Genomic DNA, 14,580 nt, shown 5'->3' with positions numbered 1-14,580 from the left:
ACAATTTAAGTTCTCTATTTTCGCAAAACTATCATTTAATTTAACTTAAACAAGTAAATCAACTGTTATTTTTGTGTAAATAATATAAGTGTTTGATTTATAATGAAATAATATTTTTAAATATTCTCAAAGTCACTCCCTTTTTCATTCAATGCACTTAGTCGTGGTGATACGGATTTGATATCAGCATTGGGATAATCGTTTTCAATTAGTCCATCGCGCATGCGTACAATGCGATGAGCATGTAGCGCAATATCCTCTTCGTGTGTGACCAAGATAATGGTGTTTCCTCTGGAGTGGATCTCTTCGAGCAAGCCCATGATTTCAATGGATGTCTTTGTGTCAAGATTTCCCGTAGGCTCATCGGCTAATATAATGGAAGGATCATTGATCAGTGCTCTTGCGACAGCCACCCGCTGACGTTGTCCACCAGATAGCTCATTGGGTCTGTGATCCATACGGTGTCCCAACCCAACACTTTCCAATGCGCCAGTAGCTTTTTCTTCACGCTTGGCTTTATTATATCCAGCGTAGATTAGGGGCAGTGCCACATTTTCCAGCGCGGTGCTTTTAGGAAGTAGATTGAACGTTTGAAAAACAAATCCTATCTCCTTGTTTCTTACTTCAGCGAGTTCATCTTCTGACATGTCACTTACATTGATCCCATTGAGAATGTATTCACCTCTACTGGGGGTGTCCAAGCAACCTAGAATATTCATCAATGTAGATTTTCCTGACCCTGAGGGCCCCATAAGTGCTACAAATTCTCCTTTATTGATATTGAGGGTAACCGAACTGAGCGCATGAATTGTTTCTGAGCCTATTTGGTATTCCCGCGCAATATCTTTGATTTCGATTAATATCTTTCCTGACATATTTTTTGGACGTTCTCTGGTTGATGAAAATACGATTTATTCTTCATAATCCAATAGGAATGCATTTTGTCATATACAATTTTCTCTAAGTCGGTTGCATTGTTGTCGTCAAAGTCTTTTGTTTCAATAGGTGAAAAAACATGTACTTTAACAATTCCTGGATGAGACCCTCTTTTTGCGCCGTCATCAAAGAAAATGTCCCATGCATTCTCAATGATAATAGGTACTACAGGCACATCATTTTGGACAGCAATACGAAAAGCACCAGACTTAAATGCATGTATTTGAGGTGGAAATCCATCATCGATCTTTCCTTCCGGAAAAATAACGACACTTCGGCCACTCTGAACAAGCTCGTTAGCCCGCTGAAATGCTTTAAATGAAGATACTTTGCTCCTTCGCGTGACAGGAATATCTATGGTTTTGAAAAATATGCGGGTAACGGGATTTTTAAGAAGTGAGGCCTTACCAATAAATGAAAACGGGACAGGACATAGATAGGTCAGTGCTGTGATATCGAGCACTGAAGTATGATTGGGACATAGCACCATCGGTCTGTTCCAGTCTATTTTTGATTCGTAAGTTACTTTAAAAAATACACCCGCCAATGCCGATCCTCCAATTGAGACCCAACGCCTCATACGTGCAATCCGCGCATAGTTCTTTTCTGGATGCTGGGCCAAAAAATAGATATAGGGGAATAATACGATGAAAACAAGTAGAACGCTAATAAAATACCAGTAACGATGGAGTTTTTTGAGCAATAGTACCATACAATTCAACTAATTTTGACCTAAAGTAAAAAAAGAAAATGGATAATTAATTATCCATTTTCTTTTTTAGTCTATTGTAAAGCCATATTTCTTGTAAATCTGCTTGGCTGTAGGGGAGTTCATAAATTTCAGAAAATCATCTGCCGCCTGTGGATGTGGTGCATTTTTTAGTTTTGCGGCCACGTAGGTTGCCGTGGTATTTTGACTGTCCGGAATTGTGATACCTTCCACCGGATGGCCAATAAGTTTTTGATAAACAACCTCAGATGTCCAGACCGGTGCGACATCGGCTTGACGATAAAGGATACGCATCGGGCTTTCGCGATGATGTATTTTTGTTAAATACGTGCTTCCATCCTTTACTTTATCTTCCATGATTTTCTTGACCAGTTGTTCGCCCCCTGCTTTTTTATACGATGCTTTGATTTGCTCTCCTATGCCTTCCCATTGCGGATTGGGCATGCTAATGCGCACATTGGAGTTGCCTAGATCGTTCAATGTTTTGATATTTGCAGGGTTTCCCTGTGGAATCATCAAACATATATTGTTGTAACAATAGGTCTGGGTATGACTGAAATAATCAGCCATGTCATTAATCGCGCGTTTGCTTGCGGTATAGATATCGGGTTTATGCGTAATGCGTAGGTTACCGACGGTAATGGAGCCCCCTTTAATCTGTTTTGCTAGAATTCCGGGAGGCAATGTTTCCACAAAAATACGTTCGTACTGCGGATATTCCTTTTTGAAAGATGTTAATAAATCATCAACGACCATAAACTGATTACCAGCGAAGAAAACTGTTAGCTGTGGATTTTCAATATCGCCATATAGATCTGGAATATTATCTATACCGGGAACTGTAAAATTCAGCGCCGATTCTGGTGGGGTGTTCCAAGGGGGATCAAAACGATGTTCTTGCGCCATAGTTTTTGCCGATACGAACAAGGCCATAGCGAGGGTGAAGGGGACTAGCTTTTTCATCATACTATGGTTTAACAATGACCCAACCTTCATTAGCCCTCAAGATTAACTCACCATTCCCACTGGGGACGTACCCGATAAAATCGAATAATTCTTCTTTTGCAATATGTTTTTCTTCCAATGTATTTAAGCACTGAGCGACAATAACTCCTTTTTCTACGAGGTCCTGAAGTGGTTTTTCATACTGGCTATTCTTCTTTAAATAAGCTTCTGTTCCACCTGAAAAAGCAACCAGTTCAATTTGAAGATGCCCCTTTAATCGCGGATCTTTCAAAACGTTGTTGATATTTCGAATAGCCTTCTCAATTGTTTTTGGATCATTACTATCCAATTGATAGATCGCTTTATACACTTTTTTCTTGGCAACAGCACCCGTATATTGATGGTTGTTGAGTAATAATTTATTGCTTTGTGCCTTCGCTTGAATCGTTGTCATCGCTAAGAGGATACAAGCAATTGTCAGTTGTTTTTTCATCATATTAAAAATTATAGGGTCCGTGTTTATGTTGTTCTAAACTAATGTTATCTGCGTATGGTGGATAGGGACTGTCCTTTGGTTTTTTTGCCAAATTTGGGTAATCGAGCTCCTTGTTTGCTTTTTTAGGTCGGTCAAAAGAATTGATATAGGCGGCGACATCATAGGCTTCATCGTCGCTGAGTTGAGGCGCGTCGTAGCTTGCTCCTAAGGGCATGTTAGCTTTGATAAAGCGTGTTGCGGTAAGCAATCGTGCCATACCGGCTCCATCGTTATAGCTGTCTTTTCCCCAAAGTGGCGGATATAAATATCCCCTGCCGGTAGGCTGTGCCATGCCTTGTCCATCTTTTCCATGACAGCTCGTGCATTTGCCTTCAAATACCAATTGACCGTGTTTTGGATCTGCGGCACGGTTTGGGATTTCCATTTTGACAAAACCCTGGCCGGCTAATCTTCCTTTATTGACTGTATTGATACTGATGTTCTTTATATAGGTAACAATAGCGCGCATTTCTTTGCTGTTTTCTGGAATAGCACGACCATTCATACTTCTTTCAAAACAACCATTAATGCGTTCCTCCAGAGATTCTACTTTGTTTTCCCGTCCAATGTAAATTGGGAAAACATTTGTGAGGCCAACATAAGGAGCCGCGAATGCCTTGGTCCCACCGTTGAGGTGACAACTACTGCAAGCCAATTTATTTCCGATTTTTATGTCACCATCGTAAAAGTAGTCGTAGGTATTTTTGATCAGCTTTTCACCATAACTAGCCATTTCCCCTTCAGGATTGTCTTTGAAAGAAACGGCTTTGAATTGTGATACATGTGTAATTAATGAATCATTGGAGAGCGCAAGTGAATCCGTTGAGTTATCATTGGTTGCATGCTTAAGCGGAAACACACATAGTGTTGTACAGGTAATAAACAATGCGACAATGATCCAACTGAGCGCTTTTAGGTAATTTGTTAGTTTTTTGTATTCCATGCCTCTAATTCGTTTGTACAAATCTACCAGCCTATCGACAAGGATTAAAACGATGTTTCTTTATGAGACATAACCAAATGTTATATCTTGAAATTTTGTCTCAGACAGAACTGCAGGAATTGGTTAGGAGTACCCGCAAGGCCACCATATAGATGCGTGAAATAGAAATAACGTTCGATAGACAAATGAGGAATATCGACGATGGTCAATTGATTATTTAAGACCTCCCGCTGAACGGTATGAATAGAGAGAAAGGCAAAACTATGACGGCGGGCCAGATATCCTTTGATACTTTCTGTTGATGGCAATATCATTTCAATCTGGATTTCAGCAAGACTGATCCGTTGTTCTTTTAATGCATTCTCAATAATGGTACGGGTGCCCGAACCCTGCTCGCGAAGGACCAAAGGTAAACGCGTTATATCTGAGAGAATAGGATTTTTTAATTGTTTTAATAGCGGGTTTTCGCTATTGGTGACCAATACAAGTTCATCTTTCATGAAAGGGATATACTTTAAAGCCCTATTGTCAGTTGATCCCTCCGTGATTCCGAGGTCTAGTGTCTTGTCAATAAGCTGTTCTTCAATACTTCGACTATTGGATTGAAAAGATTGGATACGGTTGTTTGGATATTGAGATAAGAAATCTGCCAGTAACGTTGGAAGTACATATTGAGAGATTGTCGTGCTGGCCCCTAATACAAGATTCCCTTTACGTCCTGTTTGTAGTTCTTGTATTTCCTGTCCTGCCTGATTGTAGAGATTGATAATCTGTTGGGCATATTTATAGAGAATTTGCCCCGATTCAGTCAGGTCAAGGTTATTGCCTTTCCGCTCAAAAAGAGGGACGCCGAGTTTTTTTTCCAGTTCCTGAATGTTTTTGCTGACTGCAGGTTGTGAGATGAAAAGTGCCGAAGCTGTCTTGGTGAAATTAAGATGCTGAGCTGCAGTATAAAAAACGATGAGACGAAAATCAAAATCCATAAAACGATAAAGGGTTATTTCTAAAATTTAAAAATAACCCTTTATCTAATGAAAAACTAAATTATTTGCTTAGTTCTGCGTAATATTTATGAAATAAAGGAATTGTAGAGATACCCATTAGGTAATTCTCTATTCCATATTTCTCGTTTGGAGAATGCAGGTTATCGCTGTCAAGTCCAAATCCAAGGAGCACTGTTTTTAGTCCTAGAACGTCTTCAAATAAAGCAACAATTGGAATAGATCCACCACCACGTGTAGGGATTGGTTTTACGCCAAATGTTTCATGTAATGCTTTTTCAGCAGCTTTATAGGCAACACTATCTGTTGGTGTGACTACTGGTTCACCGCCGTGATGCGGTTTTACTTCTACTTTAACATAATCTGGTGCGATCCCCTCAAAATGTTTTTTGAATAGTTCAGTAATGCGTTCAGAATTTTGGTTTGGAACAAGGCGCATCGAGATTTTTGCATTTGCTTTGGAAGGTAACACGGTTTTGGCACCTTCACCGATATATCCACCCCAGATACCATTGACCTCCAAAGTAGGACGGATTCCTGTGCGTTCTAAAGTTGTGTATCCCTTCTCTCCCCAGATATTCTGAATACCCAAATCTGATTTGTATTCTTCGATATCAAATGGAGCTTCATTTAATGCTTTGCGTTCTTCAACCGTTAATTCAACGACATCGTCGTAAAATCCAGGGATTGCAATATGATTGTTTTCATCATGCAGAGAAGCAATGAGTTTTGCGAGAATTGTAGCCGGGTTTGCAACAGCACCACCATATACACCTGAGTGTAAATCACGATTTGGTCCAGTGACTTCAACTTCGACATAAGAAAGTCCACGGAGACCTGTCTCCAAAGACGGTTGCGCCATGCTGATCATAGACGTATCCGAAATCACGATTACATCCGCTTTAAGTCTTTCGGTGTTTTCTTTTACAAATGTACCTAGGTTAACAGAACCAACTTCTTCTTCACCTTCGATCATAAATTTGATGTTACATGCCAAAGCATTGTTTTGCATCATATATTCGAAAGCTTTCACATGCATATAAAACTGTCCCTTGTCATCTGCCGAACCACGGGCATATATTTTGCCATCGCGGATAGTCGGTTCAAAAGGAGGGGTATCCCACAACTCATATGGATCTGCTGGCTGTACATCGTAGTGACCATAAGTCAGTACAGTTGGCAATGAAGGATCAATAATTTTTTCACCATAAACGATTGGATTACCAGCAGTGGCACAGACTTCTACGTTGTCAGCACCTGCTTCACGCAACTTTTGAGCAACAAATTCAGCAGTCTTCTGTACGTCGCCCTTAAATTTAGGATCGGCACTGACGGAAGGTAAACGCAATAAATCAAACAACTCATCTAAAAAACGTTGCTTGTTTGCTTCTACATATTCTTTAATGTTTTGCATATTGTTTGTATTTGAAACAAATCTACACAAATAGACACATTTAACTCAATTTGTTGTAACCTTTTCGGAAGTGATAGTGACTAATGTTAAAACTAAATCAAATCATTATGGAAAAACAGACAATGGCAGCAGTTATGGCTGTGGGATTATTCACCTGTATCACACTTTGTGTTTATTTTGTCATGCGTTATCGCAGTACCGCAATCAATATCCCGGGGGAGGAAAGAAGAAGACAGCCTGCTGACTGGCAAAAACCGGGGATTCTGGTATTAGGAATAGGTATTGGGTTGTTTATCGTGGGCGTAATACAAAACTATGTGAGTGCCGATTTGCCTGATTCACTCGCGGTCGCAATTTTGATCATAGCTGCCGGTGTGGCAATGATTGTAGCGAATAAACTGGATAAAAAACGCGATATTTAGCCATTCAATGGATGAAATCTATATTCGAAAAATACTGTCCGGGGATGTAGAGTCATACCGGTATTTTATAAAAACCTATCAGGATATGGCCTTTTCTGTTGCGCTTTCCATTGTCAAGCAGGAACATTTGGCTGAGGATGTTGTTCAAGATGCTTTTATAAAATGTTATCAGTCGCTGTCCTCATTTAAAGGTAAATCAAAATTTAGCACCTGGTTTTATCGTATCGTTGTTCATATTGCTTTTAATAGCATAAGGTATAAGAAATTGACACTGATCGACTTTGATCTGACAGATCATGACCAAGCCTATGATGAATCTATTCTTGATGAAATTATAGACAATGAGCGAAGAGAAATGATTAATGACGCCCTTGCTATTTTATCACCCAAAGAATCTGTCGCCCTACGCCTATTCTATTTGGAGGAACAATCAATGGAAGAAATTCAGGAAATAATGGGCTGGACGCTCGCTAATACGAAAGTTATTCTACATCGGGCACGAAAAAATATGCAACTAGTATTGAGTCAATTGATGAAAAAATCCGAATATCATGGATAACAAACACAAGAAAATGAAACAGGCCATGCAAATGAGCAAAGTAAACATGCCCTTTGATGACTTTGAACAACGTATTATGGGCCAGATTGCAGATTTAGAAAATGCAAAATCTAAAGCTCTTTCAGATAGAAAATATGCCATTATATTTTTTCTGTTGGGATCAATCTGTGGTATTCTACTCAATAACTATTGGATGAATCGATTAGAGGTGATGGAAACGATGGCTACATACCGCAATTATACAATGATACTCTCCCAAATTGTTTTTGTGGTATTAATCTGCTCTTTCTGTCATCAATTATGGAAATTGATCAAGATACAACGCGATAAGAGCTATCAATAATTCCGAACCTTTTGTGGAATTTATCCGATCGTTATATCCTGATTATATAGCCTTTTTATTTCGTCTCAATTAGCCGTAGATCGTTTAAAATACTTTTTGAGAAATAAAATTAAATTTACTGTAACAAAACATTGGTTTTATATACTAATGTTATATTGATATTCATATACTATCCAACAATTTTATGAAAAGAGTTTTGCAAATTCTCTTGTTTTTCGTTTTCGGTGTTCATGGAATAGCACTAGGGCAGTCCAAAATTGCCGGAAAAATAAGTGATGTAAAAGATCAGATTAAGCTATCTGATGCAACAGTCATGTTGCTAACCGCTAAAGATTCCATATTGACAGGTTTTACGAGATCAGACGAAAATGGACTTTTTTCTTTATCAAAGCCAGATACAGGATCCTATCTATTAATCGTAAGTTATCCCAAATACGGTGATTATTATACAGAGATTTCTAAAGACAGGGATTATTCCAAGCTAGCTGTTGGACTGACCAAAACGGCCACTTTATTGGAGGAAGTTATTGTTACTGGTCGAATTCCCATTACTATAAAAGGGGATACCACAGAGTATGACGCTGGTAGTTTTAAAGTAGAGAAAAATGCGAAGGTTGAAGATTTGTTGAAAGTCTTGCCGGGGATTACTGTCGATGCGTCCGGAAAAATTACCGCGCAAGGTAAAACTGTCAAAAAGGTACTCGTGGATGGCGAGGAGTTTTTTGGTGATGATCCGACATTGGTGACCCGCAATATTCGATCGGATATGGTTGATAAGGTACAGGTGTATGAAAAGAAATCCGAGCAGGCAGAACGAACAGGTGTAGATGACGGTCAACGCGAACAGACTATTAATGTCAAACTAAAAGATGGTTCCAAAAATGGCATGTTCGGAAAAGCCTTGCTGGGTGGCGGTACCAGTGACTATTACATGGGGCAGTTGATGTTAAACAAATTCAAGGGATCTCAAAAGATCTCTGTTTATGGTCTTTTTGGAAATAATGGGACGACAAGTATGAACTGGCAGGATGCACAGAAATATGGTGGTGACTCGGGTGTTTCATATGGGGATGACGGATCCATGTCCTGGACGAATTTTACGGATCCTTTTTCTGGACAAGGTGTTATCGGTATACCGCGTGCGATCAATTCTGGTGTCAATTTTTCGGATAAATTCAACAAGGATAAACATAATGTCAATATCAACTATAAATACGGAAGATTAAGCAGTGATGGAGATGATGAGACAATTAGTACTGGCCTGATCAATAATAAATCAACTAAATCCATAGATACGGAGAACGATCAGCATCGCGCCAATTTAAAATATGATCTGAATTTTGATTCATTAAATACTTTGACCATCCGGGGCGGAGCTTCCCGCAAAAATCTTTGGTCGGACAACAGACGTGAAGGCTATCAGTTTACTCAGAATATGGATACAACTGTAGCTGAAAAAACTCATGAGACCATCAAGAATACAATCAACGAATTGAATTTTAGTACTTATTTTACACATAAATTTAAGAAAAAGGGACGTTCATTTACATTTGATGGTCAATTCAGACGAAGTGAAATGATAGGAGATGGTTATCTATTCTCAACTGTTGAAAATAGTTTAGCTAAGAAGGATACCGCAGGTTATACACCAATAGACTCTACAGATCAACGCAAAGAACGCAATAATAAAAATGACGTGTTAGGCGCTTCGGTGTCGTATACAGAGCCGTTATCAAAAGTTTGGAATCTTGTTGTCGGAACTGGCATAGAAAGTAGTAATAACTCCTCCCGTGTTGAATCATTCAATAAAGATGCTGAAGGGAAATATAATGACCTAGACACTCGTTTCAGTAACAATTACGATTTTGATAGACGGAGCAGCAGGTATAAATTAGCCATAGTGCATACGACGGACAAGTTTAAGTTTACCGTTGCCAATAATTTTAATAACGATAAACTGGAGCAATATAACAACAATAGTAAGCAAGGGTTGTCCAGAAGTTATTTTACGTATAATCCCAATGTAAGTGCGGGATATTCTTTTACAAAAACCAAGGGGTTATGGTTGAATTACACAGGAAAGAATCAGCTGCCTTCCATGACTCAGATTCAGCCTATTCTGGATAACTCGGATCAGATCAACCGTTATTTGGGAAATGAAAATTTAAAACCTTCTTTTAGAAACTCTCTAAATATCAATTATAACTCCTTTCGTATTCTGACTGGAAGTTATGTCTATGCGGGTGGGAATATCACTTTGGATAAAAATCCAATCACGCAAAATATTGATACTGTAAAAGGACTCAATATCTATACTTGGAACAATGTAAAGGGTAAAACAAATACCTCTGTGAACATCTGGTCTGGCTATCATTTTAAATTGAGCAAAAAATTAGGCTTGTCCAATTCGCCACAGTTCTATCTGAATATGAGTGACAATTATAATCTATTCAATCAGCAACTAAACAAAGTCAATACAACGAATTTTAATTTTACATACAATTTTAAAAGAGATACGAAGACTGGATTGAATTTTGATTTGAACTTCAGTCCCCAATATCGGTTAATGAAATCCAGCTTGGAGCGCAACACAAATAGTAACGGCTTTGTATTTGGATCGAATGGAAGTGTAGAATATTTTATTGGCAAAACCTTTAAAGTATATACAAACTATAGCTATACCTACGAAGCAGCAACGAAGGCTTTTGATCAAAAATTTGAACAATTTTTGTTACACCCCGGGGTAAGTAAAAAATTCCTGAAGAATGAATCGCTCATGTTGGATTTTATGATCAATGATGTGCTTGACCAAAATAAAGGTTTCAGTCGTTCGGCATCAACATCAATTTTTACACAACGCCGTTATGATACGATCCGTAGATATTATATGCTCAAGCTATCTTGGGACTTCACAAAAATATTTTTATAAAATTTAAGATAAATACCATGCTAAAATATATCGTTTTCCTATGTTTCTGTTGTACTGTTCTAAGCCTCAAGGCGCAGTACACACTATTCGGAAGGTCCGGGAGCATTTCCTACGATAAGACCATGTACATGAAGAATATTGTGGGTAAGAAATTCTTGGCCAAGGCTGATGATAAATCAAAAATATTTTTTGAACAGGTGTTACCCAAGCTGCCTGAAAATGCCGTATTGAAAAAGACCTTAAAATTCAATGCCAATGAAACTTTGTTTGAACCTGTCAAAGATGATAATCTAGATGAGATGGTTAAAAAGTATATTATGACCTTTGCGCTGGATTTTGAAGGGGTTACCTTGTCCAATATGACGACCCGCTCTTTTCTAAGGTATAATGATATCGTAGGTGAAAAGATTATTGTGGAGGATACAATGAAACGTATCAAATGGAAAGTTACTGATGAATATCGTGAAATTGCAGGTTACAGTTGCCGGAGAGCCAATGGTCTTACAGCTGATTCGATTTATGTGATCGGGTATTATTGTAACGAGATTCCGATCAGTGGTGGACCTGAGTCTATCAACGGGCTTCCCGGGATGATTCTTGGATTGGTGGTGCCCAGCCAGCATGTTTCCTATTTTGCCACTAAAGTCGAATTAAGCAATGATGTGGTCATGGATAAAAAGAGATTCGAAAAAAGCAAAGTGAAACGGATGACGAGAAAGACAATGACCGATCAGATTTCGGGCGTATTATCACAGCACATGAATAAGGAAACGGTTCAATTTATTATGGAGCTAGGCAATTTATAGGAGGATCATCTTATTCAATAGACAATGTGATTTAAAAATACTAGCTGTTCTGATCGACAAAGGGCTATCCATGGATAGCCCTTTGTCGATGGTGGCAAAATAAAATCAATGTTATTATTGATGATTTTACATGAAATTTTGTTGATATCATCTGACTTATATTGAGTTATCCTGAGTTTGTTGGTGATTTTTTTCATTACATAGTTATTTTTTTTTATGACGAAGCAAAAAACATCCAGTAAAATAGTAGTTTTGCCTGCTATTACAATTTGTCACTAAATACCATTTAATAAATTTTATGAAAAGAGTGTGGTTATCACTTTTACTTTTTCTACTTTGCTTATGCGGAATAGTTCAGGCGCAATCCAAAATCGAGGGAAAAATTAACGACGCAAAAGATAAGCTTAAACTTCATAATGCGACGATTATGTTGTTAACTGCCAAAGATTCTATTCTGACAGACTTCACCCGATCCGATGAAGATGGGAGGTTCTCTTTACTACAACCAGATACTGGCCAATATATACTTATTGTAACCTATCCAAAATATGGCGAATATTATGCCGATATCTTGCCAAAGAGGGATTATACAGACCTGTCGATCGGGCTTACAAATAGTGCTACTTTACTACAGGAGGTAATCGTAACGGGCCGGATTCCGATAACAATAAAGGGAGACACAACGGAGTACGATGCCCGGAGTTTCAAGGTAGAAAAGAATGCGAAGGTTGAGGACCTTCTGAAAGTTTTGCCGGGGATCACTGTAGATGCCTCTGGAAAGATTACCGCACAAGGGAAAACAGTCGAAAAGATGCTTGTTGATGGGGAGGAGTTTTTTGGTGACGATCCAAAATTGGTAAGCCGAAATATCCGTTCGGATATGGTGGATAAGATTCAGGTCTATGAGAAAAAATCTGATAAAGCGGAGAAAACAGGTATTGATGATGGCGTACGTACACAGACCATCAATGTTAAGCTAAAAGAGGAAGCGAAACGTGGTATTTTTGGAAAAGTTGATGCTGGAGGAGGAAACAATAAATTTTATCTTGGTCAGGGATTTTTGAATTATTTTAACCAATCTTTTCGGGTTTCAACTTATTTGATCGCGAGTAATACAGGCAAAACAGGATTGAATGGTCAGGAAGCTTCAAGTATAGGCGGTGATGGAGACGGTTCCGGAAATTTTGAGGGCGAAGGAATTCCAAAGTCCCTCAATACGGGTTTCTTATATTCGGATAAAACCGCAAATAAGAAGCATTCCTGGCGGATTGACTATAAATATAGCCAGTCAAATGTTGATCTGGATAGAAGTATATTTAGCAGAAATGCAGCAAGAGATACCATTCTGATTAGCAATAACAAAACAGCTGCTTCCAGTGATAATAAAAGACATAACGTTGGACTGAAATATGAATTTAAAATTGATTCTTTATCCGATTTGACTGTATGGGCAGGCGCAAATAGGAGACGGGATATCAGTTCTTCGAGAACGATCTCAAATACAGTCAACCAATTTGATCAGATGGTTAATGGAAATACCCGAGATTTTCAAAATGATACCAAGTCGGAGCAGTATAATGGTTCAGCACTTTATGTGAAACGATTTAAGAAAAAGGGCCGGTCATTAACAGTCAATTATTTCACCTCAGGAAGTAAGCAGGATGGAGACCAACAGCTATATTCCAGCTTAGTTTACTATAGAAATGGAGATTCTGTGGGAAATACCACCTTGGATCAGAAAAAAGTTATCGATAACAATACATTTGCAGTCGGTGGTGAACTGTCTTATTCTGAGCCGTTATCAAAAAAGGTCATACTAGCTTTTGAATATGGTATTAATTTTGACCGCAATAGCAATTCGGTAAAGTCTCTGAATAAAAATCCAAAAACAGGAGACTACGATGATTTGGATGATGTATATAGTAATGACTTTCTGTATAAAACCACGAAGAACACCTATAATCTTTCGATCAACTATAAGCCGATGGAAAAATTTGTTGTTAACATAGCCAACAGGTTTGAAAATAGTGATTTGTCACAATTGAACAGAGCGGACGACGCACATTTGTCCAGATCTTTCTTTGTTTATAATCCCATTTTGGATTTAAACTATGAGATTAAAAAAAATAGATCTATTTCCGTGATCTATAGAGGAACAAATGGATTACCTTCGCTCAATCAGATTCAGCCACTACGGTCAAATCTTGATCCATTGAACGAATATTTAGGAAACGAAAATTTAAAGCCATCTTATACGAATGAATTGAATCTAAATTTTAGATCTTTCTCAATTCTTACAGGTGAGTTTTATGGTATTTACATTAATGCTTCCCGAACGAATAATGCTTTGGTACAAAACACGACAATAGACTCTGTCGGCAAAACGACCTTTATCTGGGATAACTTGAACCATAATGCCAATAATCAGATTAGTATAAGACCAATGTATTATGGGATTTTATGGAAAAAGTATCAATTGAGACACGGTGGGGGACCTACTATTTCTATTGGTAATAATTATAATTACGTGAATAATGTTTTGGCCAATGCAAAGTTTCAGACCTATTCATTGAGTTATGGACTTCAAAAGTCCTCCACAAAAGGTTTGGATTTTGGACTTGAAGTTTCACCGGGATATGTCATCCAGGATAATTCAATTGGAATGATGGAAGATAGTAAAGGTTTTACATTCTCTTCTAATGGAGAATTTAAATACTTCCTGCCAGCCAAATTTGTATTACGGACAGATTTTAATTATAGATATCAGGCACCAACTGCAGTTTATAGTAAGAAATTCGAGCGTTTTGTGTTGAGTCCTGGGCTGTCAAAAAAGTTTATGAAAGATGAGAAGTTGGAACTGACATTTATGATCAATGACGTATTGAACCAAAATGTTGGCTTTGAGCGAAATCAAAATGGAACACTTTTGACCGAGCGCCGATTTAATACGATCGGTAGGTATTATATGGTAAAACTGAGCTGGGAAATCAACAAGATGTTAGTCAAATCAAAATAGA

13 protein-coding genes are annotated in these 14,580 nt (G+C 38.2%); 6 read left to right on the top strand and 7 right to left on the bottom strand.

The window, feature by feature from the left end; translation table 11 throughout:
- Window positions 1–116: 116 nt before the first annotated feature.
- From OGI71_RS16185 to OGI71_RS16155, 7 genes are all read right to left on the bottom strand, one after another.
- The gene (locus tag OGI71_RS16185) at window positions 117–875 is read right to left on the bottom strand and encodes an ABC transporter ATP-binding protein (RefSeq protein ID WP_282250299.1); all 759 of its coding nucleotides are present in this window, start codon (window positions 873–875) and stop codon (window positions 117–119) included.
- Window positions 857–1,648 (bottom strand): lysophospholipid acyltransferase family protein, encoded by a 792-nt coding sequence (locus OGI71_RS16180; RefSeq protein WP_282250297.1) that lies wholly within the window; start codon window positions 1,646–1,648, stop codon window positions 857–859. Before OGI71_RS16180 ends, OGI71_RS16185 begins: the two co-directional genes overlap by 19 nt.
- 66 nt (window positions 1,649–1,714) lie before the next feature.
- Window positions 1,715–2,632, bottom strand: coding sequence for a substrate-binding domain-containing protein (locus tag OGI71_RS16175; protein WP_282250296.1), 918 nt, complete (start codon window positions 2,630–2,632; stop codon window positions 1,715–1,717).
- 1 nt (window position 2,633) lies between these two features.
- On the bottom strand, window positions 2,634–3,107 hold the full coding sequence (locus tag OGI71_RS16170; RefSeq protein ID WP_282250295.1) for a DsrE family protein: 474 nt from the start codon (window positions 3,105–3,107) through the stop codon (window positions 2,634–2,636).
- A gap of 1 nt (window position 3,108) precedes the next feature.
- Window positions 3,109–4,089 (bottom strand): c-type cytochrome, encoded by a 981-nt coding sequence (locus tag OGI71_RS16165; protein WP_282250294.1) that lies wholly within the window; start codon window positions 4,087–4,089, stop codon window positions 3,109–3,111.
- Between the two features lie 80 nt (window positions 4,090–4,169).
- The gene (locus OGI71_RS16160; RefSeq protein ID WP_120261560.1) at window positions 4,170–5,072 is read right to left on the bottom strand and encodes a LysR family transcriptional regulator; all 903 of its coding nucleotides are present in this window, start codon (window positions 5,070–5,072) and stop codon (window positions 4,170–4,172) included.
- A gap of 61 nt (window positions 5,073–5,133) precedes the next feature.
- On the bottom strand, window positions 5,134–6,504 hold the full coding sequence (locus tag OGI71_RS16155; protein WP_282250291.1) for a dipeptidase: 1,371 nt from the start codon (window positions 6,502–6,504) through the stop codon (window positions 5,134–5,136).
- 107 nt (window positions 6,505–6,611) lie between these two features.
- Here OGI71_RS16155 and OGI71_RS16150 point away from each other — a divergent pair, with 107 nt between their 5' ends.
- The 6 genes from OGI71_RS16150 to OGI71_RS16125 all read left to right on the top strand — a co-directional run bounded on the left by OGI71_RS16150 (window position 6,612) and on the right by OGI71_RS16125 (window position 14,579).
- Window positions 6,612–6,926 carry a hypothetical protein gene (locus OGI71_RS16150; RefSeq protein ID WP_282250289.1) on the top strand — a complete coding sequence of 105 codons (315 nt, stop codon included), beginning with the start codon at window positions 6,612–6,614 and terminating at the stop codon, window positions 6,924–6,926.
- A 7-nt stretch (window positions 6,927–6,933) separates the two neighbouring features.
- The gene (locus OGI71_RS16145; protein WP_282250287.1) at window positions 6,934–7,485 is read left to right on the top strand and encodes a sigma-70 family RNA polymerase sigma factor; all 552 of its coding nucleotides are present in this window, start codon (window positions 6,934–6,936) and stop codon (window positions 7,483–7,485) included.
- Window positions 7,478–7,828, top strand: a complete 351-nt coding sequence (locus OGI71_RS16140) for a hypothetical protein (RefSeq protein ID WP_282250285.1) — start codon at window positions 7,478–7,480, stop codon at window positions 7,826–7,828. Before OGI71_RS16145 ends, OGI71_RS16140 begins: the two co-directional genes overlap by 8 nt.
- Window positions 7,829–8,012: 184 nt before the next feature.
- Entirely contained in the window at window positions 8,013–10,757 is a 2,745-nt protein-coding gene (locus tag OGI71_RS16135; RefSeq protein WP_282250283.1) for an outer membrane beta-barrel protein, read from the top strand.
- Between the two features lie 17 nt (window positions 10,758–10,774).
- Window positions 10,775–11,563, top strand: coding sequence for a GLPGLI family protein (locus tag OGI71_RS16130; RefSeq protein ID WP_282250282.1), 789 nt, complete (start codon window positions 10,775–10,777; stop codon window positions 11,561–11,563).
- A gap of 298 nt (window positions 11,564–11,861) precedes the next feature.
- Window positions 11,862–14,579 carry an outer membrane beta-barrel protein gene (locus tag OGI71_RS16125; RefSeq protein WP_282250280.1) on the top strand — a complete coding sequence of 906 codons (2,718 nt, stop codon included), beginning with the start codon at window positions 11,862–11,864 and terminating at the stop codon, window positions 14,577–14,579.
- Window position 14,580 lies beyond the last annotated feature (1 nt).

It is taken from the genome of Sphingobacterium sp. ML3W (genome assembly GCF_029542085.1).
Lineage (GTDB): Bacteria > Bacteroidota > Bacteroidia > Sphingobacteriales > Sphingobacteriaceae > Sphingobacterium.
The sequence above is the reverse complement of the archived record's forward strand: the minus strand, read 5'-3'. Positions and strand labels throughout refer to the sequence as shown.